This window comes from Corynebacterium faecale, from assembly GCF_030408735.1.
GTDB classification, from domain to species: domain Bacteria; phylum Actinomycetota; class Actinomycetes; order Mycobacteriales; family Mycobacteriaceae; genus Corynebacterium; species Corynebacterium faecale.
On record NZ_CP047204.1, the window covers coordinates 1,316,145 to 1,341,632 of the forward strand.

General features: G+C 61.2%; 21 protein-coding genes and 5 tRNA genes. 20 read left to right on the forward strand and 6 right to left on the reverse strand.

Annotated features, from left to right (window positions below):
- The first annotated feature begins 63 nt into the window (after positions 1–63).
- The 8 genes from serA to CFAEC_RS06110 all read left to right on the forward strand — a co-directional run bounded on the left by serA (position 64) and on the right by CFAEC_RS06110 (position 8,660).
- Positions 64–1,656, forward strand: coding sequence for a phosphoglycerate dehydrogenase (gene serA / locus CFAEC_RS06075; protein ID WP_290279629.1), 1,593 nt, complete (start codon positions 64–66; stop codon positions 1,654–1,656).
- 159 nt (positions 1,657–1,815) lie between these two features.
- Positions 1,816–2,292 (forward strand): pyridoxamine 5'-phosphate oxidase family protein, encoded by a 477-nt coding sequence (locus CFAEC_RS06080; RefSeq protein WP_290279630.1) that lies wholly within the window; start codon positions 1,816–1,818, stop codon positions 2,290–2,292.
- Between the two features lie 223 nt (positions 2,293–2,515).
- On the forward strand, positions 2,516–3,454 hold the full coding sequence (locus CFAEC_RS06085; protein WP_290279631.1) for a hypothetical protein: 939 nt from the start codon (positions 2,516–2,518) through the stop codon (positions 3,452–3,454).
- Between the two features lie 34 nt (positions 3,455–3,488).
- Positions 3,489–4,511, forward strand: coding sequence for a 3-isopropylmalate dehydrogenase (locus tag CFAEC_RS06090; protein ID WP_290279632.1), 1,023 nt, complete (start codon positions 3,489–3,491; stop codon positions 4,509–4,511).
- Between the two features lie 82 nt (positions 4,512–4,593).
- Positions 4,594–6,450, forward strand: coding sequence for a DUF294 nucleotidyltransferase-like domain-containing protein (locus CFAEC_RS06095; RefSeq protein WP_290279633.1), 1,857 nt, complete (start codon positions 4,594–4,596; stop codon positions 6,448–6,450).
- Entirely contained in the window at positions 6,450–7,133 is a 684-nt protein-coding gene (locus CFAEC_RS06100) for an exonuclease domain-containing protein (protein WP_290279634.1), read from the forward strand. The genes CFAEC_RS06095 and CFAEC_RS06100 overlap by 1 nt, the downstream gene beginning before the upstream one ends.
- A 93-nt stretch (positions 7,134–7,226) precedes the next feature.
- A complete protein-coding gene (locus tag CFAEC_RS06105; protein WP_290279635.1) occupies positions 7,227–8,033 on the forward strand; it encodes a fumarylacetoacetate hydrolase family protein in 807 nt (268 codons plus the stop codon).
- A complete protein-coding gene (locus CFAEC_RS06110) occupies positions 8,034–8,660 on the forward strand; it encodes a class I SAM-dependent methyltransferase (protein WP_290279636.1) in 627 nt (208 codons plus the stop codon). It abuts the gene before it with no gap.
- Positions 8,661–8,690: 30 nt separating this feature from the next.
- Here CFAEC_RS06110 and CFAEC_RS06115 read toward each other — a convergent pair whose 3' ends face one another.
- Positions 8,691–9,821 carry an isochorismate synthase gene (locus tag CFAEC_RS06115; RefSeq protein ID WP_290279637.1) on the reverse strand — a complete coding sequence of 377 codons (1,131 nt, stop codon included), beginning with the start codon at positions 9,819–9,821 and terminating at the stop codon, positions 8,691–8,693.
- Between the two features lie 74 nt (positions 9,822–9,895).
- Between CFAEC_RS06115 and gltX the strand changes: the two genes are divergently transcribed.
- Entirely contained in the window at positions 9,896–11,377 is a 1,482-nt protein-coding gene (gltX, locus tag CFAEC_RS06120; RefSeq protein ID WP_290279638.1) for a glutamate--tRNA ligase, read from the forward strand.
- Positions 11,378–11,435: 58 nt separating this feature from the next.
- Here the strand turns inward: gltX and CFAEC_RS06125 are convergent, their stop codons facing one another.
- The gene (locus CFAEC_RS06125; protein WP_290279639.1) at positions 11,436–11,960 is read right to left on the reverse strand and encodes an SRPBCC domain-containing protein; all 525 of its coding nucleotides are present in this window, start codon (positions 11,958–11,960) and stop codon (positions 11,436–11,438) included.
- A 222-nt stretch (positions 11,961–12,182) separates the two neighbouring features.
- Between CFAEC_RS06125 and CFAEC_RS06130 the strand changes: the two genes are divergently transcribed.
- The 3 genes from CFAEC_RS06130 to CFAEC_RS06140 all read left to right on the forward strand — a co-directional run bounded on the left by CFAEC_RS06130 (position 12,183) and on the right by CFAEC_RS06140 (position 13,268).
- Positions 12,183–12,254: transfer RNA gene (locus CFAEC_RS06130), tRNA-Gln, on the forward strand.
- A 41-nt stretch (positions 12,255–12,295) separates the two neighbouring features.
- A tRNA-Glu gene (locus tag CFAEC_RS06135) sits at positions 12,296–12,368 on the forward strand.
- A gap of 827 nt (positions 12,369–13,195) precedes the next feature.
- Positions 13,196–13,268 (forward strand) — tRNA-Glu (locus tag CFAEC_RS06140).
- 173 nt (positions 13,269–13,441) lie between these two features.
- On the opposite strand, the gene CFAEC_RS06145 is transcribed toward CFAEC_RS06140, so the two are convergent.
- Positions 13,442–14,071, reverse strand: coding sequence for a hypothetical protein (locus CFAEC_RS06145; protein WP_290279640.1), 630 nt, complete (start codon positions 14,069–14,071; stop codon positions 13,442–13,444).
- A gap of 188 nt (positions 14,072–14,259) precedes the next feature.
- Between CFAEC_RS06145 and CFAEC_RS06150 the strand changes: the two genes are divergently transcribed.
- Both CFAEC_RS06150 and CFAEC_RS06155 read left to right on the forward strand, forming a co-directional pair.
- Positions 14,260–14,331, forward strand: a tRNA-Gln gene (locus CFAEC_RS06150).
- A 41-nt stretch (positions 14,332–14,372) separates the two neighbouring features.
- A tRNA-Glu gene (locus tag CFAEC_RS06155) sits at positions 14,373–14,445 on the forward strand.
- A gap of 72 nt (positions 14,446–14,517) precedes the next feature.
- Here CFAEC_RS06155 and CFAEC_RS06160 read toward each other — a convergent pair.
- Positions 14,518–15,795 (reverse strand): MFS transporter, encoded by a 1,278-nt coding sequence (locus CFAEC_RS06160; RefSeq protein WP_290279641.1) that lies wholly within the window; start codon positions 15,793–15,795, stop codon positions 14,518–14,520.
- Between the two features lie 150 nt (positions 15,796–15,945).
- On the opposite strand from CFAEC_RS06160, the gene CFAEC_RS06165 reads away from it, so the two are divergent.
- From CFAEC_RS06165 to CFAEC_RS06175, 3 genes are read left to right on the forward strand one after another with little or no spacing between them, the layout of a single operon-like run.
- Complete coding sequence (locus tag CFAEC_RS06165; RefSeq protein WP_290279642.1) at positions 15,946–16,890, forward strand: pyridoxal-phosphate dependent enzyme; 945 nt, start codon at positions 15,946–15,948, stop codon at positions 16,888–16,890.
- Positions 16,887–19,493, forward strand: coding sequence for an FAD/NAD(P)-binding protein (locus tag CFAEC_RS06170; protein ID WP_290279643.1), 2,607 nt, complete (start codon positions 16,887–16,889; stop codon positions 19,491–19,493). The genes CFAEC_RS06165 and CFAEC_RS06170 overlap by 4 nt, the downstream gene beginning before the upstream one ends.
- A gap of 30 nt (positions 19,494–19,523) precedes the next feature.
- Entirely contained in the window at positions 19,524–20,087 is a 564-nt protein-coding gene (locus CFAEC_RS06175; RefSeq protein ID WP_290279644.1) for an HD domain-containing protein, read from the forward strand.
- On the opposite strand, the gene ltbR is transcribed toward CFAEC_RS06175, so the two are convergent.
- The gene (ltbR, locus tag CFAEC_RS06180; protein WP_290279645.1) at positions 20,084–20,791 is read right to left on the reverse strand and encodes a transcriptional repressor LtbR; all 708 of its coding nucleotides are present in this window, start codon (positions 20,789–20,791) and stop codon (positions 20,084–20,086) included. The genes CFAEC_RS06175 and ltbR overlap by 4 nt on opposite strands.
- A gap of 321 nt (positions 20,792–21,112) precedes the next feature.
- On the opposite strand from ltbR, the gene leuC reads away from it, so the two are divergent.
- Positions 21,113–22,558: a 3-isopropylmalate dehydratase large subunit gene (gene leuC / locus CFAEC_RS06185; RefSeq protein ID WP_290279646.1), complete on the forward strand. Its 1,446-nt coding sequence runs from the start codon at positions 21,113–21,115 to the stop codon at positions 22,556–22,558.
- Between the two features lie 33 nt (positions 22,559–22,591).
- A complete protein-coding gene (gene leuD / locus CFAEC_RS06190; RefSeq protein WP_290279647.1) occupies positions 22,592–23,182 on the forward strand; it encodes a 3-isopropylmalate dehydratase small subunit in 591 nt (196 codons plus the stop codon).
- A 27-nt stretch (positions 23,183–23,209) separates the two neighbouring features.
- Here leuD and CFAEC_RS06195 read toward each other — a convergent pair whose 3' ends face one another.
- Positions 23,210–24,220 (reverse strand): NUDIX hydrolase, encoded by a 1,011-nt coding sequence (locus CFAEC_RS06195; protein WP_290279648.1) that lies wholly within the window; start codon positions 24,218–24,220, stop codon positions 23,210–23,212.
- A gap of 264 nt (positions 24,221–24,484) precedes the next feature.
- On the opposite strand from CFAEC_RS06195, the gene CFAEC_RS06200 reads away from it, so the two are divergent.
- Complete coding sequence (locus CFAEC_RS06200; protein WP_290279819.1) at positions 24,485–25,483, forward strand: NAD(P)H-dependent glycerol-3-phosphate dehydrogenase; 999 nt, start codon at positions 24,485–24,487, stop codon at positions 25,481–25,483.
- Positions 25,484–25,488: the final 5 nt, after the last annotated feature.

Consider the following 25,488-nt stretch of genomic DNA (forward strand, 5'->3'; position numbering starts at 1 on the left):
TCTGCAGCCGACGCGGTCGTGCCTGCTGCAGGCGGACATTCCTAGTTCTTCCAGGAGTATCTTGTGAGCCAGAATGGCCGTCCGGTAGTACTTATCGCCGACAAGCTAGCGCAGTCCACCGTTGACGCGTTGGGTGACGCAGTTGAGGTCCGTTGGGTTGACGGACCTAACCGCCCTGAACTGCTCGACGCAGTCAAGGAAGCAGATGCACTCCTCGTGCGTTCCGCAACCAAGGTGGATGCAGAAGTCATCGCAGCAGCGCCGAACCTGAAGATCGTCGGCCGTGCGGGCGTGGGCCTGGACAACGTTGACATCCCAGCCGCCACCGAAGCCGGTGTCATGGTTGCCAACGCACCGACCTCCAACATCCACTCCGCATGTGAGCACGCAGTGTCCCTGCTGCTGTCCACCGCACGCCAGATCCCGGCCGCTGACGCAACCCTGCGTGACGGCGAGTGGAAGCGCTCCTCCTTCAACGGTGTGGAGATCTTCGGCAAGACTGTCGGTATCGTCGGTTTCGGCCACATCGGTCAGCTCTTCGCGCAGCGTCTCGCAGCATTCGAGACCACCATCATCGCCTACGATCCCTACGCCAACCCGACCCGCGCAGCGCAGCTCGGTGTTGAACTGGTGGAGCTGGAAGAACTCGTTGGCCGCTCCGACTTCGTGACCATCCACCTGCCCAAGACCAAGGAAACCGCCGGCATGTTCAACGCCGAGCTCCTGGCCAAGGCCAAGAAGGGGCAGATCATCATCAATGCTGCCCGCGGTGGTCTGGTTGATGAGCAGGCACTGGCTGACGCCATCGAATCCGGCCACATCCGTGGCGCCGGCTTCGATGTCTACGACTCCGAGCCCTGCACCGACTCCCCGCTGTTCAAGCTCCCTCAGGTTGTTGTCACCCCTCACCTGGGTGCATCCACCGAGGAGGCACAGGACCGCGCCGGCACCGATGTCGCTGATTCCGTGCTCAAGGCACTGGCCGGCGAGTTCGTCGCAGACGCCGTGAACGTCTCCGGCGGCAAGGTCGGCGAAGAGGTCGCCCTGTGGATGGAACTTGCCCGCAAGCTCGGCCTGCTGGCCGGAAAGCTTGTCGACGGCGCACCTGTCTCCCTCGAGGTCGTTGCCCGCGGTGAACTCTCCAGCGAGGATGTTTCCGCCCTGGGTCTGTCCGCAGTCCGTGGCCTGTTCTCCGGCATCATCGAAGAGCCGGTCACCTTCGTCAATGCACCACGCATCGCCGAGGAGCGCGGCGTGAACGTTGATGTCAAGACCAACTCCGAGTCCGTCACCCACCGCTCCGTGGTTGAGGTCAAGGTTGTCACCGGCGAAGGCAACACCGCCTCCGTCGTGGGCGCACTAACCGGCCTGGAGCGCGTGGACAAGATCACCAAGATCAACGGCCGTGGCCTGGACCTGCGTGCCGAGGGCCGCAACCTGTTCCTCGAGTACACCGACGCCCCCGGCGCCCTGGGTACCGTGGGCACCAAGCTCGGCACCGCCGGCATCAACATCGAGGCTGCGGCGCTGACCCAGGCCGCCGAAGGTGATGGTGCTGTCCTGATCCTGCGCGTCGAGCGTGAGGTTCCAGAAGAGCTCGTCGAGGAGATCACCTCCGAGCTGAACGCAACCGCCTTCCAGGTTGACCTCGGTTAGTCTGCACCGCTGTTAATAAGGGGAGATCCCGCCTTCGGGCGGGATTTTTCTTTTGGGCCATCTTCCGGAAAACCTTGCCCGTGACGTGCCTGATACCTATGCTGGGCCGCAATCGACGCGGCAGCGTGCAGCCGGTTCCCACCAGAGGAGGAAATCAACATGACCGATGAAATCACCAAGGAAGATGTTGTAGGCAAGTTGCGGGACGTAAGCTGGGTCATGATGACCACCGCCACCGCCGACGGCAAACTGGTGTCCCACCCGATGGTTCCGCAGGAGGTCACCGATGACGCGGATGTCTGGTTCTTCATTTCACTCACCGGCGGTCACGCCGAAGCGCTTCGGGCCAGTTCACAGGTGAACATGTCTGTGGCTGAAGCTGGATCCTGGCTCTCAGTGGCTGCCGAGGTTGAATTCATCCACGACCCCGCAAAGGTCGATGAGCTGTGGAACAAAGACGTGGAAGGCTGGTTCGAGGGCAAGGACGATCCTGCTCTCGGGTTGATCAGGGCTAACTCTGACTCCGCCCAGTTCTGGGGCCTTCCGGGAGGGAAGATGTCCGCCCTGGCACGGATCGTGAAGTCACGTGTCTCCGGTGAGCGCACCGGCGGTGGTTCTGAGACCATGGAGCTCTAGGAACTCTCGCCAGCACCCGCCCTGACGCCCCAACTACGACATCACCCCCAACTACGACATCGCATCACAGACATCAGTCCAAAAACACCGGTTTTCCGACTGATGTCTGCGATGCGATGTCGTGGTTTGAGCCAAAAGCACTCTGACCCCGATGACACCCCATGCACCTGTCGCCCGGTAGCGTGAAAACCGATAAAGGTTCACCTGCGAAAGGACACCCCTCATGGTGCAGATTATTCCCCGGTCCGATGTCACCGCCGAACGGATTGTGGAGCTGTTGCGCGACAATCAGGTCGATGCTGCACTGTGCACAACCGCAACCGGCATCGGGGTCTACGTTCCCACCACGCACTTTGAGATCGTCATCAGCACCGGTGACTGGCTCATCGCCAGAGCCACCTGGGTGGGGGAGCTGAGCACCGCTGATTATGTCCGATCCCTGGTGGCACTGAACGCCGCTAACAATGCAGGCCCGATGCCAAAGTTCAGCATCGACACCCCCGCAGAACATCCCGGTGGCCTGGTCAGTGTGCTCAAAGCTGATGAGGGGCCTCTCGAAGTCTCTGCATCATTGGTATATCCGCTGGGTGACGGCGTCACTGAGACCCAGCTGCGCTCTTTCCTCGCCGAGGTGATCAACGCCGGCATTCGCCTCACCCGTGAATTCCATGCCCTGTACCCGGAACGGTCCCCGAAACAGCCGGGTGAGACCTTCCGCATCGGTGTCTCAGATGGTGCGCCTGCAGACAAAGTCACCCCACAGCGTGTGGAGCAGTGGTTCATCGCCCAGGGTGTGGATGAGGCACCCTTCGACGAAGCCACGAAATGCATCAGCCTTTCCCTGGACGACATGCCCGTGGACGTGGACTTCGATGATCCCGAGGTGCTCCAGGTTCAGGCCAGCATGCTGCTCCCCGGAAACCCTGACGCACAGGAGGATATTGATGCCACCGCGTTCCTACATCTGTGTAACCGCGCGAACCTGGATTCGCTGCTGTCCGGTATCTCCATGATCAAACAGCATGAGGTTTTAGGAATTTTTTCCCATGTGGCGGTGCCCATCCGTGCAGGTCTGAACGATTCTCAGCTGGCTCAGGCCCTCAATGGTGGGGTGGTGGGTGCCACTGCGCAGATGCGAGCGGTACTTCATCAGCTAAACTAAAAAAGTTCACATGGTGAGAAAGGAATCCCACAAAATGAAACTTGCTGTTATCGGTGGAGACGGAATCGGCCCAGAGGTCACTGCAGAAGCCCTCAAGGTGCTCCGTGCCGTCCGCGACGATATTGAGACCACGGATCTGGACCTCGGTGCACGCCGTTACCTGCGCAACGGTGAGCTGCTCACCGATGAGGACCTGGCCCTGCTCCGCGAACATGACGCCATCCTCCTCGGTGCCATCGGTGCACCGGGTTCCGTGCCCCCGGGAGTGTTGGAACGCGGTCTGCTGCTCAAGCTGCGCTTCGCCCTGGATCACCACGTCAACCTGCGTCCCTCCAAGCTGTATGAGGGTGTGGAATCACCACTGAGAAACCCCGGCAACATTGATTTCGTGGTTGTCCGCGAGGGCACAGAGGGTGCCTATACCGGCAACGGTGGCGCCATCCGTGTCGGCACCCCGCATGAGATCGCCAATGAGACCTCCGTGAACACCCGCTACGGTGCTGAGCGCGTCATTCGTTATGCCTTCGAGTTGGCCCAGTCCCGCCGCAAGCATCTCACCCTGGTGCATAAGACCAACGTCCTGGTCCACGGTGGTGGCCTGTGGCAGCGCACCGTTGATGAGGTGGCCGCGGAATACCCTGAGGTCACCGTCGATTACAACCACATCGACGCCGCCACCATCTACCTGGTGACCAACCCTTCGCGCTTTGATGTCATTGTCACCGATAATCTCTTCGGCGATATCATCACCGATGAAGCCGGCGCTGTCTCCGGTGGCATCGGACTGGCCGCCTCCGGCAATATCGACGCCACCGGTACCAACCCATCCATGTTCGAGCCGGTCCACGGTTCCGCACCGGACATCGAGGGTCAGGGCATCGCTGATCCGACCGCTGCCATCCTGTCCGCAGCCATGCTGCTGCGCCATGTGGGCGATGAGGCCAACGCCGTGCGCATCGAAGAGGCCGTGGCTCAGGATGTCGCCTCACGCGATCCGGAAGCTCCGATCTCCACCGTGGAGGTCGGCGACCGCATCGCAGCAGCCGTCACCGCTTAAACACGCCCCTGAGGTATGGGGGTAACCTTCTGGCTCCGCGAAACCTCCGCGGAGCACAGGCACTTCTCCTAAAGTAAACAGCATGTCGGTTGAACTAGAGGAGATCCGCGACTTTCTCGCCGGTTTCGAACCATTCATACGCCTCCCGGAGCATGAACTGGATGAGCTGCCCAAAAAGATGACCATGGAGTACTTCCGCCGTGGTGAGGAGATCATCCGCTTCGGGGAGGAGAACAACGCACTGCGGGTTATCCGCTCAGGTGCCATTGATGTCCTGGATGAGGATGGCACCCTGCTGGACCGGAGGGAAGCAGGTCGTTCCTTCGGTTATTCCACAATGACCAAGGACCGCATCTCCCGGTACACCATGGTGGCGGTGGAGGACAGCCTCGTGTTGAGCATCAAACGCGAGGAACTCATACCACTGGCCGAGCGTAACCCCGATATGGCGCGGTACTACTCCAGTTGGTCCAAACGCATCCGCGCGGCCGCTGATGAACTGCGGAAGGAATCAAGTTCCAAGGTGCTGCGCACCCGGCTGGGGGAGTTTAAGATCAATAATCCGGTCTCGGTTGATCCGGGTGTCTCCATTCAGCAGGCCGCACAGACCATGGAGGAACACCGGGTCTCCTCCCTGCTCATCCAGACCGATGGTGAACTCATCGGTATCGCCACTGACCGCGATATGCGTGGTCGCGTGGTGGCGGCTGGGCTGGACATCAGCCAGGCGGTGTCCACCATCATGACCCCGAACCCGCGCACCGCCACCTCCCAGGACCTGGCCTTCGAGGCAATGTTGCTCATGGCTGAACTGCGCATCCACCACCTTCCAATCGTGGATGAGGGTCGGATTTCCGGCATCGTGACCTCGGCGGACATCATGCGCCTGCTGCGCCATGACCCGATCTATCTCACCGCTGATCTGTCCCGGAAGAACACCGTGGAGGAGCTGTCTAACACCTATCAATCGGCCTCCGAGGTGGCAGCCCGGTTCATCGACCGGGGTGCCTCCGCAGAGGAGGTCAGCAGCCTTCTCACCGTGGCGGCGGACTCCCTGGCGAGGCGGCTGCTCACCCTGGGTGAGGAGAAATTCGGCGCACCGCCGGTGCCCTACGCCTTCGTGGTGGTCGGCTCCCAGGGCAGGAAAGAAATGGGTCTGGCCTCTGATCAGGACAACTGCCTGCTGCTGGATAACTCCTATGATGAGCGGGAACACGGGGACTATTTCGCGGCATTGACTGATTTCGTCTGCCGTGGCCTCGACCGCGCCGGCCAGGTACTCTGCCCAGGCGACATGATGGCCTCCAACCCGGAGTGGCGCAAGACAGAGAGTCAGTGGCTGGACACCTTCCACGACTGGATCCAGGCACCGGAACCGGACGCGCTGCTCAATGCTCAGATCTTCTTCGATTTCCGGGCCATCCACGGGGAATTCGAGAAGGCGAAGGAAGTCCACCAGGCCGCCGTGGAGATGGCGCGTGGCGCCCGCCGGTTCCATGCCCACCTGGCAGCCCTCGCAGCCCGCCGGGACCCACCGGTCGGCTTCTTCCGGAACTTCGTGGTGGAACGCTCCGGTGAGTACGGAGCCACCCTCGATGTGAAGAAGGGGGGCACCGCCGGCATCGTCCAGATGGCTCGCCTGTACGCCCTGGCCACGGGTAGTGACGCCATTGGCACCCGCGAACGTCTGGAATCCGCAGCAGGTCATGGTCATGTCTCCACCCGGGGAGCACAGGATCTACTGGATGCCTTCGAGTTCCTGGGCAGCATCGCGTTCCAACACCAGTCCTATCTGATCAAGACGGGGGAGAAGCCCAACTACCACATTGATCCGAAGAACCTCGGCCGTCTGGACAGGGATCATCTGCGTGATGCCTTCACCATCATCAAGGGAATGCAGACGGCGCTCGCCACCAAGTACCCCGTGAGGAATATCTGATGTTCAGTACCCTCTTCGGCGGGCGCGGGCGGTCCGGACGGACCCCGCGGTCCAAACTCGCCACGGGAGCCTTGAAGGAATTCTACGAGGTGCAGGCTCCGCACCCGTCGACAAGCTTGGACGAGCTACCACTGCTCGCCGTCGATGTTGAGACAACCGGCCTGAAACCGGACCAGCACCAGATCGTCTCCATCGGGTGGGTGCCCGTCACCGGGCGTGTCATCGAGCTCGGTGGCGCGGGTTACCGCGTGATCCGGGGCAGTGAAGGGTTCAGCGTGGGGTCGTCGGCCGTGATCCACCGCCTCACCGATGATGAACTTGCCATGGGCGTCAGTATGGAGGAGGCGCTGACTGATCTGCTCGCCGCGTTGCGTGGCCGGGCGCTGCTCGCTCACTTCGCGCAGATGGAGCAGGGTTTTCTCTCCGCAGCCACCCAGGAGATCTTCGGTGCGCCGCTGCAGCTGCCGGTCGTGGACACCTTCGCCATCGAACGCAGGCACATGGAGAAGATGTCCACCTATCCCCGCGGTGAGGATCTGCGCCTGGCGCGCGTGCGGGCGCGGTACGGACTGCCGCAGTACTCCAACCACCAGGCGCTGACTGATGCGCTGGCCTGTGCGGAGCTGTATCTGGCGCAGAGCAGTGAGCTCAACGCCAATACCCTGCGCGAGGTGGCTGAATAAACCCAGCTGGAAACCCTGCTGTTAACCCTGCCGTAAAACCCATGTGTGGCCCTGGGCTGAGAAGCACAGCAGGTACAGAGTAGTATGGCCGTTATGCGTTTTGGAAGAATTGCCACCCCAGATGGAATGTGTTTTTGCACTATTGAAGGCGAAGGAGATGATGTAGCAAACCTGACCGCCAAGGAGATTGAAGGCACCCCCTTCACCGAGGTCAAGCACACCGGCCGCGAATGGCCACTGCAGGATGTACGTCTGCTCGCCCCGATGCTGCCCAGCAAGGTCGTGGCCATCGGCCGCAACTACGCCGATCACGTCGCGGAAGTGTTCAAAGAATCAGCCGAGCACCTGCCTCCGACCCTGTTCCTCAAGCCCCCGACATCAGTCACCGGACCGGGCGCACCCATCCGTATCCCGGATTTCGCCACCAAGGTTGAGTTCGAGGGTGAGCTCGCGGTGGTCATCTCTAAGCCCTGCAAGAATGTCAAGGCTGAAGACTGGAAGTCTGTTGTTCTCGGCTTCACCATCGTCAATGATGTCTCCTCCCGTGACCTGCAGTTCGCCGATGGTCAGTGGGCACGCGCCAAGGGCATTGACACCTTCTGCCCACTCGGCCCGTGGATTGAATCCGATATCGACAGCTTCGATCTGGACAACCTGCCGATCAAGGCCCGTCTGACCCGCGATGGTGAGACCCAGCTCAAGCAGGATTCCAACTCCACACAGATGATCATGAAGATGGGCCAGATCATCGAATTCATCACCGCTTCCATGACTCTGCTGCCCGGCGATGTCATCTGCACCGGTTCCCCTGCCGGCACTGAAGCCATGGTCAACGGCGATGTCATTGAGATTGAGATCCCCGGCCTGGGCAAGCTTGGAAACCCGGTGGTGGACGCCTAAATGGCACAGGAACACCATCACCACAACCATGAGGACGGGCCAGGTATTCTGGCCACCCCCGAAGAGGCTGATGCCCTGTACGCCGGTGCTGAACAGGTATGGAGCGGCAATCCCAACCAGGCGCTCCTGGCATACCTGGGTCAGGAACCTGCCCGCGGTTCGGCCCTGGATATCGGTTGCGGTGAGGGTGCAGACCTGGTGTGGCTTGCCGGCCGCGGCTGGGAGGTCACCGGTATTGATTTTTCCCCCACTGCGGTTGCGCGGGCCCGCGCGCTTCTCCGCGACACCCTGACCACTGATCAGCAAGCTGCTGTTCTCGAGGTCTCCTTCACCGAGTTCGCCATCGAATCAGGCCGTACCTTCGACCTGGTGACCTGCTCCTATGGGCAGATCCCCGCCAATGAGACCTCCCTGCGTCAGCTGGAAGGGCTGGTGGCACCCGGTGGCACCCTGTTTTTCGCCCATCACGATATCGAGGCGGAATCCATCGCCATGCCACGGTGGATCGCGGAGAACTTAAGCGATGATTTCACAGTGACCGTCCTGGAGACTTTCGAGCGCGATGTCCGCACCGGCGCCGGTGCACACCACCACGCTGACATCGTGATCCGGGCGGAGAAACGCTAGCACTACAGGCCCAGAGCTACAGGCCTGGAGCTACAGGCCCAGTGAGCGCATGATGGTGCGCAGCTTGGCCGAGGTCTCATCGAGTTCCTCCTGCGCATCAGAATCCGCCACGATGCCACCGCCCGCCCATGCGCGGGCGGTTTTTCCATCCGCGGCGACCTCTGCACAGCGGATGGCCACCATGTATTCGCCATCGCCGGCGGCGTCACACCAGCCGACAGCACCGGCATAGAAGTTGCGGGGTGATTCAGCCTCCACGATCAGTGCCTCCGCCGCGTCGGTCGGGGTGCCGCAGATCGCCGGGGTGGGGTGGACCCGGATCGCCAGTTCCAGCGCCGTGGTGGAGGAGTCCCTGAGGGTGCCCACGATCGGGGTGGCCAGGTGCCACATCTCATTGGTGCGGGTCAGTTCCGGGTGTTCTGGGATGTCCACGTGCTCACAGAGTGGCTCTAATGCCTGACGGATGTGCTCAACCACGTAGGCGTGTTCCTCCAGGTTCTTGGAGCTGTTGTGCAGCGTGCGGGCGGTGCGGGCATCCTCATTGGGATCCTGCGAGCGTGGTGCGGAACCTGCCAGAGGATAGGCGGTGACGGTGGAGCCCTGGCGTTTGATCAGTACTTCGGGGGAGGAGCCGACCAGCATGCGGCCGTCGAACTCCGGGCCGGCGGCGGACAGGTCGGTGATGAAGCCGTCGCGGTTGTAGGAATTGTCGATCAGCCGCGCGGCCACCAGGCGGGGATCCACCGGGGGATCAAAGCTGATGTCCACGGCGCGGGCCAGCACCACCTTCTGCAGAACAGTGTTACGGATGGTGTTGATGGCGGCGTCCACCCGCCGGAGGTGTTCATCGGGGGACGGGTCCATGCCGGCCACCTGCGCGGTGAGCACCGAGCCGGGGCCGTAACGGTAGTGCGCATGCGGTTCCAGGGGGCCTTCTTCCCGGATGATGGTGACGGGAACTGACAACGCTGCGGGCTTGTCGCGTTCGAAGGGAAGCGCGCCCACGACCATCTCCACCCGGCCCTCGCGGAGGGCATCCACGGCCTCCCAGGCGTCCGTGAAGGTCTCCACCGAGCCCTGGGTCCGGATGGAGCCGTGTGCACGCGAGAGGAGGAAATCCGGTGCGGTGGAGGGTGCCTGGGGATCACGGTGGGTAGACATGACAACTCATTCTAATATCACTGGTTGGCGGGGTGAACGCACGGTGACGGTGCGGGGCGATTACCATAGCCAGCATGACTGATGTTCGTGTACGTTTCTGTCCGTCGCCAACCGGAACCCCACACGTTGGCCTGGTGCGCACCGCACTGTTCAACTGGGCATACGCCCGCCACACCGGTGGCAAACTGATCTTCCGCATCGAGGATACCGATGCGGCGCGTGACTCCGAGGAGTCCTACGCAGCACTTCTCGACGCCATGAACTGGCTCGGCCTCACCTGGGATGAGGGCGTGGAAACCGGTGGCCCACACGAGCCCTACCGCCAGTCCCAGCGCTCCGACATCTACCAGGACGTGCTGAAGAAGCTCATCGATTCAGGCGAGGTCTACCCGGCCTACTCCACCGCCGAGGAGGTGGAGGAGCGCCACAAGGCCGCTGGGCGCGACCCCAAGCTGGGCTACGACAACTACGACCGGGAGCTTAACGACGAACAGATCACCGCCTTCGAAGCCGAGGGCCGCAAACCGGTCTGGCGCCTTCGTATGCCGGACCAGGACTGGAAGTGGACTGACCTGGTCCGCGGTGAGGTGGAGTTCAAGTCCTTCACCCAGCCTGACTTCGTGGTGGCCCGCTCCAACGGACAGCCCCTATACACCCTGGTCAACCCAGTCGATGATGCACTCATGGAGATCACTCACGTGCTGCGCGGCGAGGATCTCCTGCCGTCCACCCCACGCCAGATCGCCCTCTATGAGGCGCTCAAGCGCATCGGTGTGGCTAAGCAGACCCCGACCTTCGGCCACCTGCCGTTCGTGATGGGTGAGGGCAACAAGAAGCTGTCCAAGCGGGATCCGCAGTCTGACCTGTTCAAGCACCGCGCCAACGGCATCATCCCCGAGGGCATGCTCAATTACCTTGGGCTTCTCGGCTGGTCACTGTCCGCGGATCAGGACATCTTCACCGTGGATGAGTTCATCGCCAACTTCGATATCGCCGATGTGCTGGGTAATCCGGCACGCTTTGATCAGAAGAAGCTCGAGGCGATCAACGCCGATCACATCCGCATGCTGGACCCCCAGGTGTTTGAGCAGCGTCTGCGTGCGCACCTCACCGAGTTCACTGACTTCCCGGAGGACTACCCGGCGGATAAGTTCACCATCGTCGCGGAGCTGGTCCAGACCCGAATCAAGACCCTCGGCGAAGCCTACGGTCTGATCAAGTTCCTGGTCACCTCTGATGAGGATCTGGTGCTCGATGAGAAGGCAGCGAAGAAGAACCTCAAGGAAGCCGCCATTGAGCCCCTGGACGCCGGCATCGCCGCGTTGGAGGCCATCGACGAGTGGACCACCCCTGCGATCGAGGCGGCCCTGACCAAGGCGCTCATCGAGGACCTCGGCCTGAAGCCACGCGTGGCCTATGGAGCCCTGCGAGTGGCCACCTCCGGTGAGGCCGTGTCCCCACCGCTGTTCGAATCCATGGAACTGTTGGGCCGCGAGTCCACCCTGACCCGTCTGCGCGCTGCCCGCGCAGTCACCCCGTACCAGGCTGCGGAATAGTTGGAAGTAAAAAGCGGGCCGGAGAACACTCCGGCCCGCTTTTTCGTCGACAAGCTCTTTAAGCTTTTTCCACCAGCTCCTTGAGCTTGAGGTTGGAGGCCTCCTGGATCTTGCCGACGCTGGTCAGGAACGGCACGCCGGGGGAGAGGGTGCCCTCGAAGGATATCGTCTGGGTGACTTCCGTGCGGTTGTCACCCAGTGGGGTGAGTTCGATCGTGTCGCGCGCGGTGAGGATCCAGCGGGCGAGGATCTTCGCCTCCCAGGTCATCTCCCGGTTGGGTGTGAGCGTGGTGATGGTCGAACGGAAGGACGCGCGGAGATGCCTGGTTTCCGGATGCCGGGTGCGCATGCGCAGTTTGCCGCCCTCCACCAGGCCCGCCGGCGCGCTGGAGAGAATGATGTGTTCGTTCCATTCCGGTGTGCGCCCGAGATCGGTGATCATGCCCCACACGTCCTCTGCGGGCGCATCGATCTCGATGGAATGCGAGGCTGAAAGTGGCAGCGCGCGACTGACCGCCCAGGATGACAGGGCGGCCACGCCGGCCCAGAAGATCAGCGGGATGAGCAGTGCGGGAAAGGGCATGCGGGGAAGGATCCTTCCGGTGAGGCGTGGGCGATGGCCCTGTAGATGGTCGTATTCCCATGATAGCGGTGCCCGTTGCCTGGGAGGGGCTGAATGGGCCCAGATTTTAGGTGTTCTACCTGCGGGTTTGCGGGTTGGTGATGATTCTGGCTATAGTATTCATCTGTTGCACGGAGTTGAAAGCGCCACCTGGTTGTGGCTGTGGAAAATGATGTCAATGATTGGCCTATGGTGTAATTGGCAACACAAGGGTTTCTGGTACCCTCATTCTAGGTTCGAGTCCTGGTAGGCCAGCTGCGATCAGCTGGAAGTTTTTCTTTGATCGTGTTCCTCATGCCCCGTTCGTCTAGAGGCCTAGGACGCCGCCCTCTCACGGCGGTAACACGGGTTCGAATCCCGTACGGGGTACAACAATAAAAAGCACCGATTCTCAGTGAAAATTGAGGGTCGGTGCTTTTTGTGATGCTCGATACATCTTATTTCACCCCCAGCTAGGACAAATGTACTGGCAGGACAAGCTGCGCATTTTCATTTAGTGGGGGTGGGCCCATCAATGCAAAATGAAGGCCATCGCGCAAAAGGCTTTACCCACTGTTGGTCCAGCGTTAGAGTCGAGTTCAACAGAGAAGTTCACAGCCGATATCTAGAAGGAACCAGCTGTCTACCAGCACAAATGGAGCCAGAAAGTTTCGGAAAGAGCGCTCTGGAGTCAATGGAACCGATCCAGCAGAGGAGAGTGTATGGCAGTAAGTGAAGATATGACGAAGTTCGGACGCAACGAAGCCGTCCTCGAAGCAGCTGGCATCGCCGTAACCATGGATTCCGAGCGCTAGGGATGCGCGAATCAGGAGCTCGCTACGACATGACACTCCGTTGCAGTCATTCGACACCCACCTTCATCACCTTCAACAACCCACACCCGGCACATTAAGCCCCTGACGGGCACAGCGGACGTAACACCGAAAACAACTGATTCGGGTTAACGAAACCTTCGCAACGCAGCCGGAAAGCGGTGGCAGCAGGTTGAAGCCACCGGTGGACGTGAGAGAGTCGGATCAAGAACAAAACGATGATCCCTGTTAGCACGACACCCCTCCGAGAACATCCGGAGCGGGTGTCCTTATATGTGCGATGGACTTTGAATTGCCGGGATGAAGTGCAGGGACCAAAAACAGTGGCTCACCACCTGATTTGTGTGATTGAGCTGCACTGACATATAGTTTTCTGCGTACCGCGCCCCGTTCGTCTAGAGGCCTAGGACGCCGCCCTCTCACGGCGGTAACACGGGTTCGAATCCCGTACGGGGTACAACATCAAGCGAGGCAATTGACATCGGAAATGTCAGTTGCCTTGCTTTTTATCTTGCGCCGTGCGCCTCAGGGGAGGGCGACGTGCATAACGTCACAAGATTAGGTGGAAATAGTGCCCTTGTGCTGGAATTCTTGTGACGTTATGCACGGAGACCCACTTATCAAACGGGCCTAAGAGTTTCTCGGCACGCGCAGTAGCTTGGTCAGGCGGGAAAAATTCTCTGGATAGGCATTGCTGCCCCGACTACTGAAGGATTCGTCTCCGTCGGAAAAATAGATAGTGAGACTCCAGCTCTCACCATCCATAACTGCGTAGTCATCGTAGGATTTCCTCCATGCACTAAGGTTTAGTCTCTTCAGACCAGCCATGAACTCGTCTTGCGGCATCCGCCTCTCCACAGGTGCGGCGAATAATTCAAGATCGCCATCCCCGGTGTCCTCCACAACGAAGTAGGCGGATCCGTCGTGGAATGTCACTGTGCTGGATTGTTCACCGCCGAAGAATCCGCCGACAGTGAATTCGATTCTGCTGGCTGAAAGGATCCCACGGTTGATTTCACGCCGCTTCTTCTCACCCGCAGCCGGATCATAGACGCCGCCCAGCTGGACGATCATCTCTTCCATTCTGGTCAGTAGGGTTTCCAGCTCAGAATCATCTTCCAAATACAACAGATGTCGGCGCGAATTCCGGCCCTTCATCTCATAGGTGAGTTCTTCAGCGATGTCCTGCGCCTCAGCCAGGTACCGGCTCTTGAAGTCATCGACTGTGTGCTTAAGGCGCCATGTCGTTTCGTCATGCATATCTGAATCTTCCTATGTCATCGTCGGAGTGGTGTTGATATGTAACCGGATTATTATACTTTCCAGCCCATCGCCGCGGTGCCTTCCCAGACGAAAACCTCATCGCGATTTGGTCTAATCACAGCGCTGTGGTTATAGTATTCTTCGTTAACAGCGCAGCTCATTGAGCTTAAGCGCAGGTTAATGATTGGCCTATGGTGTAATTGGCAACACAAGGGTTTCTGGTACCCTCATTCTAGGTTCGAGTCCTGGTAGGCCAGCTGCGATCAGCTGGAAGTTTTTCTTTGATCGTGTTCCTCATGCCCCGTTCGTCTAGAGGCCTAGGACGCCGCCCTCTCACGGCGGTAACACGGGTTCGAATCCCGTACGGGGTACAAAAGAAGCACCGGCAGACACTGAAATTTAAGTGTCTGCCGGTGCTTTTCGTTGCCCCTTAACCCTGAATGTCAGATGCCGAATCGTCGCCACAGTGGGTCGGGCGAGGTCCGTTTCATCAGGGTGATGGCGCGTAGCAGCCAGGCCAGGCAGAAGGCCACCAGAACAAAGATCACAAGGAAGGTGGCCTGGTCCAGGCCGGTTGCGTTTTTCACGCCGGCGAAGAGGGGAGGAAGGAAGGCGCCGCCCAGGCCGCCGAACATTCCCACCAGCCCGCCGACGGATCCCACGTTGCCGGGGAAGTAGTCGGGAATGTACTTGAACACCGAGGCCTTTCCGATACCCATTCCCACACCCAAGGCGAAGAGGAACAGGGTGAACACCACGATGTTGATGGTGATTGGAAGGGCGAGGATGCCACTGGCGATCAGCATGACAACCAGTGCGAACACCGTTGTCTGACGTGCGCCGAAGCGGTCTGACAGTGATCCTCCCACCGGGCGCATGAGTGAGGCGGGAAAGATGAACAGTGCTGTCAGGAGTGCCGCGGTGGATGTGGAGATGCCGTACATGTCGATGTAGTACTTGGGCATCCAGGAGGACAGGGCCACGTAGGCGCCGAAGACTGCCACGTAGTAGAGGCTGAAACGCCACACCCGGCCTTCTTTCAGCGGTTCGAGCATCTCGGAGAGCTTGCGGCCCTGGCCGGGTCGTTTATCCTGCGACGGTGTGAGGAACCACAGCAGCACCGCCGTGATCAGCAATGCCCCCGCGTAGATCACCGGGATCAGGCGCCAGCCACCTTCGATCACACCGCCGAAGTAGAGGGAACCTGTGGTGGCGGCGATCAGGACCGGGCCGATGAACTTGGTCACGGAGGCACCGACGTTGCCGGCTCCGAAGACGCCCATCGCAAAACCATTGCGCTTATTACTGAACCAGGCAGCCACCCAGGGGGTTCCCACGGAGAAGGAGTTGCCGGCAAGTCCCACAGCGAAGGCTAGGCCCAGCAGCATGGAGTAGGAGTCTGCCAGTGAGACGAGGAAACTGAAGATGGCGGACAGTACCAACAGGACGGTCATCACGATGCGTCCGCCGATGCGGTCTGTGATGATTCCCGCCGGTAGGCGCCACAATGAGCCGTTGAGGATGGCTACCGAGCTGATGAGGGAGAGCTGGACATCGGTGAGTCCGAATTCCTCCTGGATGGAGATGCCCAGCACGCCGAACATCATCCATGCGGCGAACATCAGGGTGAAGCCGAGGGTGGCCATCGTCAGTACCCGATAGGCACCGGGCGCCTCAGAAACCGGGTGAGTGGATGTGCGGGTGTCACGGGTGTCGGTCATGGAACTCCTCCAACAAGGGGCGCAATGTCAGGTCTATCTTATCCCAGGTTTATAGCCTTATTCTTATACTGCATAAATAAATGCTTCTTAATGGTTGTTCGTCGCAAAGCAGACCGACGCACCACCGGACTTATACGTATGATCGCATGCATGAACGCGACACCAGGTCCAACGATTGCCGATACTATCGGCAACACCCCGCTTGTGCGTCTGGACCGGCTCACCAAGGGCTGGGACTTCTCGCTCTGGGCGAAACTCGAGTACTTCAACCCGGGTGGTAGCGCTAAAGACCGCACCGCTCACGCCATGGTGGCGGCCAGCAATCTGAAGCCCGGTGACACCGTGGTGGAATCAAGTTCCGGCAACCTGGGCATCGCGCTGGCCCGTGAAGCCGTGCTCGGTGACTGGACGTTCCACTGCGTGGTGGATCCCCGGGCCAACCGTGCCACCATCATCCACATGGAGGCTCTCGGCGCGGTGGTCCACCGGATCACCGAGCCCGACCCTGAGACCGGTGACTGGCTGGTGGCCCGTCGCGCGCGGGTGGCGCAGCTGCAACAGGAGATGCCGGAGGCGATCTGTCTGGATCAGTATTCCAACACTGAGGCCTTCCGTGCGCACCAGGAGGGCACGATGGCCGAGATTGTGCAGCAGCTCGGCCACGCGCCTGATCACCTGCTGGTGGCGGTGAGCACCACCGGCACCGTCGGCGGCTGCCTCCGTTATATTGAGAAAAACGGCCTTTCCACGCAGGTCACGGCGGTGGATGCCCTGGGGTCTGTGCTTTTCGACGGACACCCCGGCCCCCGCCATCTTCCCGGCTTTGGAGCCGGCATGGTTCCCAAGTTGTCCACGCAGATCAAGCCGCACCGGGTGCTGCGTGTCAATGACCGAGATTCTGTCATGGGCGCCCGCAAGCTGGTTCGAACCGAGACGATTCTCCCGGGGGCATCCGGCGGAGCGGTGATCGCCGCTGTGGATATGCTGAAGGATACGTTTGAGCCGGGTAGTGATGTCGTGGTGATCCTGCATGACAGCGGAACCAGATATATCGACACGATCTACAACGACGACTGGGTGGAGGAAAATCTGTGATCAGGGTGGCGATCATCGGGGGAGGGCCCCGTGGATTATGGGCCTCGGAGGAACTGCTGGGACTGGCCAGGGAACGCGCAGTGGATGTGGATCTCCACGTCTTCGATGACGCACGGGGTGTGGCCTATGCTGACGACCTTCCCGATGACTGGCTGGTCAATGTCCGTTCCTCCCTGATCCGCACGCAGCTGGGTGGTTTTGATGACTGGCGTGGTGAACATGATGATCCTTTCCCATCGCGTCGTGCGGTGGGGGAGTTCCTTGCTGCTTCCTGGACGGCATTGGAGGAGCACGTGCCCATGGGGTGCGCCTTGACCAGGCACGATGCCCATATAAGTTCCCTCGAGCCCGACGGCGAGGGTTGGCGTGTGGAAGGCGGCACCTTTGATGAGGTGCTGTTGGCCACTGGGCATGCCCATGACTGGCCTGGTGCCCTGCAGGGGAACGACCTCCCGGAGGGTGTCCGTCTCATCAGCTCCCCGTATCCACCTGCGAACCTTGAGGGCATCGGGCCGGATGACCGCGTGCTGGTGCGTGGGGCCGCCCTGACCTTCATCGACATCACCCGCGCCTGCGAGCCTGCGGTGTTCATCCCGGTGACCCGCACCGGTCAGCTCATGACCGTGAAACCTGATCTGGGTGACCTGGATGTGTCTGACCTGCTGGAGGAGGGCAAGGAGCAGATCCGTCGTGTTGCTGATCTTCCTGCCCTGGTCGCGGTGCTGGCGGATACTTCTGTGCGCCTGCAGGAGCTGGCCGGACGCGATGATGACAGCTGGGGCATGGGTATTGCCTGGCGCGATATGTACCCGGCCATTGTGGAACGGGCCTCCTATGCGGGCCGTGACAGCCTGGAGGGCTTCGGGGAGCTGGCGCGTGAGATGGAACGCGTGGCTTTCGGCCCGCCTCCGGAAAGCGCCGACTATCTGCAGAACCTCATCGATACCGGACGGGTGGACATCTCCCATCTGGGCCGAGGTGGCGAACCACTCAAGGATCTAGTCCGGGAACTTGATATCACCGTGGTCATTGATGGCGTCATCCCGCCACCCGGTGTTGTTCCCGGCACCCTGGTGGCCCAGCTCGTGGACGCTGGTCATGCGCGTATCCGCCCCGGCACCCGTGGTCTGGATGTGGAGCCCGATGGCACCGTGGTCGGGCAACACCACGTGGCTGCCGTGGGTCGGATGACCGAGGATGTGGTCCTGGGCAATGACACCCTCTCACGCACCCTCCATGACGTGATCCCGCGCTGGGCCCGCCGGGTGGTCTCAGGCCCGGATCAGGTCCACGGCATCCCGCCGTTGACCGCCCGCCTGGAGCCCTGGGCGGCTGACCTGGTTGCTGATCCAGCAGCCTGCCGCGGCCTGATCGGCGAATTCGGCAGCCCCGTCAACGTCCTGCACTCCGGTTCCATGCCACGCAATATCAACGAGCTGGTGGATGCCGGCGCGCAGATGGGCGTGGACACCCGCATCTTCTTCGCCCGCAAGGCCAACAAGGGACTGACCTTCGTGGACGCGGTCCGCGACGCCGGACACGGCGTGGATGTGGCCAGCGAACACGAACTGACCCAGGTGCTCGGGCGTGGGGTTCCAGGTGATCGCATCATCTTATCCGCGGCGATCAAACCGGATCGCCTGCTGGAGTTGGCCATTGCCAACGGTGTGGTCATCTCTGCGGATTCCCGCGCTGAACTTGACCGCATCGCCACCTTGGCTGGCGACCGGGTGGCACTCGTGGCACCCCGGGTCGCACCTGATCCAGCCACATTGCCACCCACCCGCTTCGGCGAACGCACCGGCGACTGGGCCCGCCACCTCGCCGCGCCGGTCACCGGCGTGGAGATCGTGGGCCTCCACGTGCACCTCCACGGGTACGGCGCAGCAGACCGCGCGACGGCGCTGCGGGAGTGCTGTGCGCTTATCGACGCCCTCACCACCGCCGGACACACCCCCCACTTCATTGACCTGGGCGGAGGAGTCCCGATGAGTTATATCGATTCCCCCGGACAATGGTCCCGGTACCACGCAGCCCGCCACGCCGTTTTAGATGGATACGCCGATCCCTTCACCTGGAAGGCGGATCCCCTGAACAACACCTACCCCTTCCACCAGTCACCCGTGCGCGGCCCGTGGTTGAAGGAGGTGCTCGGGGATGGTGTGGCGGAGATACTCACCGAGCGTGGCTTGCGGCTGCATTTGGAACCCGGGCGCAGCCTGCTCGACGGATGTGGCCTCATTCTCGCGGAGGTGGCTTTTGTGAAAACGCGTAGTGATGGCCTGCCCCTGGTCGGCCTGGCCATGAACCGCACCCAATGCCGCACCACCTCCGATGATTACCTCATTGATCCGCTCCACATCACCGATGCCGCCGATGGGGAAGAGCTGGAGGCCTATCTGGTGGGTGCGTACTGCATCGAGGATGAACTGATCCTGCGCCGGCGTATCCGCTTCCCCCGGGGTGTGAAGCCAGGAGATATCATCGGCATCCCCAACACCGCCGGATACTTCATGCACATTCTGGAAAGTGCCTCGCATCAGATTCCGCTGGCCAAGAATGTGGTGTGGCCAGCCGGGGAGCTGGATGATATTGACCGCTAAACCCCCGGCGTGTTCACTAGTCTGGCACCCATGAGCATTCTCACCCCCAGGCTGCGCCGGGCCATCAATACCGCATCCGTTGCCCACCGCGATCATGTACGCAAGGGAAGTGGGATCCCGTATATCACCCATCTGTTCTCCGTGATGTATCTGTTGCGGTCGGTGACGAAGGATGAGGATGTGCTGATCGCCGGCTTGCTGCACGACACGCTTGAGGATGTCCCGGAGCACTATTCTGCAGCGCAGATGGAGGCGGATTTCGGTCCGCGGGTATTGGGCCTCGTGCGGGATCTGACCAAGGATGATTCCCTGCCCCTCTGGCGGGACCGCGCCGATTCCTATCTTGACCACCTGGAACACCGTGCTCATGAAGATGCGGTGCTGATCAGCCTGGCGGATAAGACACATAACCTGATGTCCACCCTTGATGATCTCGCGGTGATGGGGGAATCACTCTGGGACCGGTTCAACTCCACCAAGGAAGAGAACCAGTGGTGGTACGCCGAGATTCACCGGGTGGCGGTGACACGGGTGGGGGAGAATCAGCTGACTGTCCAGCTGGGGGAGCTGGTGGAGCGGCTCCGGGCCTGCTAGAGCAAAGCCCCCAGTCGCTCTGCCGCCTGGATGAGCTCGGTGCCCCACATCGCTGCGGGGTGGGGGCGGAGGCGATCTGCCACGCCGGAGATGGACAGCACGGCGATCATCGTGCCATTGGTGTCAAAAACGGGGCAGGACAGGCTGGCCAGGCCAACTTCGCGTTCACTCACGGATTCAGCCAGGCCGGTTGCGCGGACTTGTTCGAGGTCTGTTGCTGCGAAGGCCTCCGGTGCCACGGAGGGGTTGAAGGCGGCGAACACACGGGCTGCGGAACCGGCGTTGAGGGGCATGCGGGTGCCCACCGGAACCACGTTCTTCAGTCCTGAGGATGGTTCCTGACTGGCGACACAGGTTCGGGTGTTGCCGGTGAGGCGGTAGAGCTGGACGGATTCACCGGTGTGTTCCATCAGATCGGTCATGATGGGGACGGCGATGTCGATGAGGGTGTCGGTGCCACGGGCGCCGAGGGAGGCCAGGCGGGCGCCGATGGTCCAGCGGTTGTCGCGGGAGCGTGCCAGCATGCCGTGCACCTCGAGTGCGGAGGCCAGGCGGTGTGCCGTGGCGCGGGGGAGATCGGTGGCTGCTGCGAGCTCTGCCAGCGATCGTGGCTGTTCCGCGATGACATTGAGGATGGTCACTGCGCGGTCGAGGACCTTGATGCCACTCTCGGTGGAGATCTCATTAGTTTCTTGCTGTCCCATGTCTTGAATCTATCAGTCCACTGCGTGAGACGTGCAAGGGGACCGGGGGCTGGCCTGAGCCGGGGCCCGGGCCAGCGCACAACCGGGGCGTCGATAAGCAATCGGTTAGACATCGCGCCCAAGGTGACAAACCGACCCCAGAATGCGCTATACTATCCCATGAAGCGAAATGATTGTCCCAAGGTGTGAGATTTCAGGCTGGTGGGCGGGCAGGGTTCCACGGCGCGGAATTAGCCACCCAACCCCCGTGTTCTCATGATCGGACGGGCAATCAGATCCGCAGACATCAACAGTTCACACAGTTAAGGACGGTGAGTTTCCATGACCAGCCCCGTGGATGCCAGCACCTCGAATGAGAAGCTGACCCTGGCAGAAAAGGTATGGCGCGACCATGTCGTGTCCAAGGGAGAGAACGGCGAACCCGATCTCCTCTATATCGATCTGCAGCTGCTCCATGAAGTCACCTCCCCGCAGGCCTTCGACGGTCTGCGCATGGCCGGCCGTAAGCTGCGCCGTCCCGATCTGCACCTGGCCACCGAGGACCACAACGTGCCCACCGAGGGCATCAAGACGGGTTCCCTGCTGGAGATCAATGACCAGATCTCCCGCCTGCAGGTGTCCACGCTGCGTGATAACTGCAAGGAATTCGGTGTGCGCCTGCACCCGATGGGTGATGTCCGTCAGGGCATCGTCCACACCGTCGGCCCACAGCTGGGTGCCACCCAGCCGGGCATGACCATCGTCTGCGGTGACTCCCACACCTCCACCCACGGTGCGTTTGGTTCCATCGCCTTCGGCATCGGAACGTCTGAAGTCGAACACGTCATGGCCACCCAGACCCTGCCATTGAAGCCTTTCAAGACCATGGCCATTGAGGTCTCCGGTGAATTGCAGCCGGGTGTGTCCTCCAAGGATCTGATCCTGGCGATCATCGCCAAGATCGGCACCGGCGGCGGTCAGGGCTACATCCTGGAATACCGCGGCGAGGCCATCCGCAAGATGTCCATGGATGCCCGCATGACCATCTGCAACATGTCCATCGAAGCAGGCGCCCGCGCCGGCATGATCGCACCCGATGAGACCACCTTTGAGTATGTCCAGGGCCGCGAGATGGCTCCGACCGGCGCTGACTGGGACGAGGCCGTTGCCTACTGGAAGACTCTGCCCACCGATGAGGGCGCGGAGTTTGACAAGGTTGTGCACATCGACGGCTCCTCACTGACCCCCTTTATCACCTGGGGCACCAACCCGGGCCAGGGCCTGCCGCTGTCGGAGAATGTCCCCAACCCTGAGGACTTCACCAATGACAACGACAAGGCTGCCGCCGAAAAGGCTCTGGAGTACATGGACCTGACTCCGGGCATGCCACTGCGTGATATCAAGGTGGACACCGTCTTCCTGGGGTCCTGCACCAACGCCCGCTTCGAGGACCTGGAGATCGCCGCCGAGATCCTCAAGGGCCGCAAGGTCGCCGATAGCATCCGCATGATGGTGGTCCCATCCTCAACCTGGATCAAGCAGGAAGCCGAAGCCGCTGGTCTGGACAAGATCTTCATTGATGCCGGTGCCGAGTGGCGTACCGCAGGTTGCTCCATGTGCCTGGGCATGAACCCGGATCAGCTGAAGCCGGGCGAGCGCTCCGCGTCCACCTCCAACCGTAACTTCGAAGGCCGTCAGGGTCCCGGCGGTCGCACCCACCTGGTGTCCCCGGCTGTTGCCGCCGCCACCGCGGTCCGTGGCACCCTGTCCTCACCAGCGGATCTGTAAAGAACCCGACACCCACCTTTAAGGAGTTTCCCCATGGAGAAGTTCACCAAGTACACCGGCGTCGGCGTTCCACTGCAGCGTTCCAACGTGGATACCGACCAGATCATCCCCGCCGTCTACCTCAAGCGCGTCACCCGCACCGGTTTCGAGGACGGCCTGTTCTCCAACTGGCGCAAGAGTGACCCCAACTTCATCCTCAACCAAGAGACCTATAAGAACGGGTCCGTCCTGATCGCCGGCCCTGATTTCGGCACCGGTTCCTCCCGCGAGCACGCTGTCTGGGCCCTGATGGACTATGGTTTCCGAGCCGTGTTCTCCTCCCGCTTCGCCGATATCTTCCGCGGCAACTCAGGCAAGGCCGGCATGCTCACCGGCCTGATGGAGCAGTCTGATATCGAGCTGCTGTGGAAGCTCATGGAGCAGAACCCCGGCCTGGAAATGACCGTTGATCTGGAGAACCAGATCGTCACCGCCGGCGATACCGTGGTCAGCTTCGAGGTTGATCCCTACATCCGCTGGCGCCTGATGGAGGGCCTGGACGATGTCGGCCTCACCCTCCGCAAGACCGATGATATTGAAGCCTACGAGGCTGCCCGCCCGGCCTTTAAGCCGAGCGCGCTTTAAAAAGACGCTTGTCGACGCGCCTCCCGCCTACTTCGCCGGGAGCGCGCTGGCCAGGTAATCAGCACCGGTGAGTATCCCGTCGTGGAAACTCAAAACCCAGACGCTTCCCTTACGGGCTTTGATCTCCTCCCGGATGGGCAGGGTTCCGTTTGCGGATAACCACTCTATGATCCCCGGGATCACATCACCCTGGCCGATGATGACAGGCACGCCGCCCTCGTCGACCACCTCCATGAACCGCTTCTTCGCGGCCTCAGGGTTGTCCTCCCAGGCCTTGTCACCGAAGAGTCTGTTCACGCTGATGTCCAGTCCCAGCTCATCCGCCAGGGGCAGGGCAGTGGTCTGGCACCGGTCGGGAACAGCGGAGAAGATGGCGGTGGGTTTATAGGGCAGCAGCATCGGCACGAGCATCTCCGATTGACGGCGTCCCTTCTTGTCCAGGGGGCGTTTGTTGTCATCGCCTGCCCAGGTCCGACGTTCATGGGCCCGTGCATGACGGACGTAGAGCACCCGGGTGGTGGTGGGAGTCTGGAAGCGCTTGGCCGCCTTGGCCAGCACCTCGGTGTCCACCTGGTAGCTGAGCAGTTCGCAGGCGTCCTCCACTGACAGCCAGCGGATTTCATCCACCTCATCATTGGGTGTGAACTCCCCGCCCAGTACCTTGGCTGTCCAGTAGTAGACCACCTTGGTGCGGTCGAGGACCGGATAGGTGACCTTGCCGATCAACTTGCCCAGACGGATGTCGTATCCGGTCTCTTCCAGGATTTCCCGGGCACAGGTGGTGGGGATGGATTCACCCGGATCCACTTTGCCCTTGGCCAGTGACCAGTCGTCATAATGCGGGCGGTGGATCACGGCGACCTCAATGGTGGCGGGATCGTACATGTCCCCGCGCCACAGCACCGCACCGGCGGCGAGGGTGGGGCGGGTGAACTCCTGCGCGGGTTTGGAACCGATCTTCTGCAAACGACCATTGATCAGCATGGCTGAATCCTGGTCCTTATCCACTTCATGGGGCTTACTGCACTTTTTGGGCATTCTCGGTTCACCTTTCGCGAGGTATGCGCGGATTGTTGTGAGAACCTCTCGGCTGGCATGAACTGCCGTTGACCTGCTGGGGAAATCACGCACGAACTTTTGCTGTTTTGTCCATTGTTCACCAGGTTGATCGGATTCGCATGTTCACCCCCTCGGTGTGTTGTAAATGAGGGTGGTGAGAAAACAGGAGGGTTTCCTGCGACCACGCCTGACGATGGGCTAACCTGAGACGGTTGATGTTGGTGATCGAAAGGGCGTGTGAAGTTGGTTTCCGTAGCGGTGATGGGTGCGGGTTCCTGGGGAACCACTTTGGCCAAGGTCTTCGCCGATGCCGGAAACACCGTCACACTGTGGGCCCGGCGTGAGACCCTCGCGGACACTATCCGCACCACCCGGGAGAACCCGGATTATCTCGCGGGTGTTGTACTGCCGGACTCGATCATCGCCACGTCTGATCCCACCGAGGCCCTGCAGGGGGCATCGATCGTGGTGCTGGGTATCCCTTCCCAGGCACTGCGCCCCAACCTGGCGGAATGGAAAGACCTGATCTCCTCTGATGCCACCTTGGTCTCGTTGGCCAAGGGCATTGAGAAAGACACCCACCTGCGGATGAGTCAGGTCATCGCCGAGGTCACCGGAGCGGAACCGGAGCGCATCGCGGTGTTGTCCGGGCCCAACCTCGCCCGTGAGATCGCCGAGGGGCAGCCCGCGGCCACGGTCATCGCCTGTGAGGATGAAAACCGTGCCAAATTGGTGCAGGCCGCTGTGGCAGCACCGTATTTCCGCCCGTACACCAACACTGATGTCATCGGGACAGAACTGGGTGGCGCCTGTAAGAACGTCATCGCGCTGGCCTGCGGAATCGCCCACGGTTTCGGTCTTGGGGAGAACTCCAACGCCTCCCTGATCACCCGGGGTCTGGCGGAGATCGCCCGCCTGGGTAAGGCGATGGGGGCGGATTCCCGGACGTTTGCGGGACTGGCCGGCATGGGGGACCTGGTGGCCACATGTTCCTCACCGTTGTCGCGCAACCGCACCTTCGGTGACCGTCTGGGGCGGGGCGAGTCCCTGGAGCAGGCCCGGGAGGCCACCCACGGACAGGTGGCGGAGGGTGTGATCTCGTCGCAGTCCATCCATGATCTGGCTGAGGGACTCGGCGTGGAGATGCCGATCACCCAGGCTGTATACGCGGTGTGTCACCAGGGCATGGGGGTCATGGATATGGTCGAGGCGCTCATGGGCAGGTCAAAGAAGGCTGAGTGAGCTGA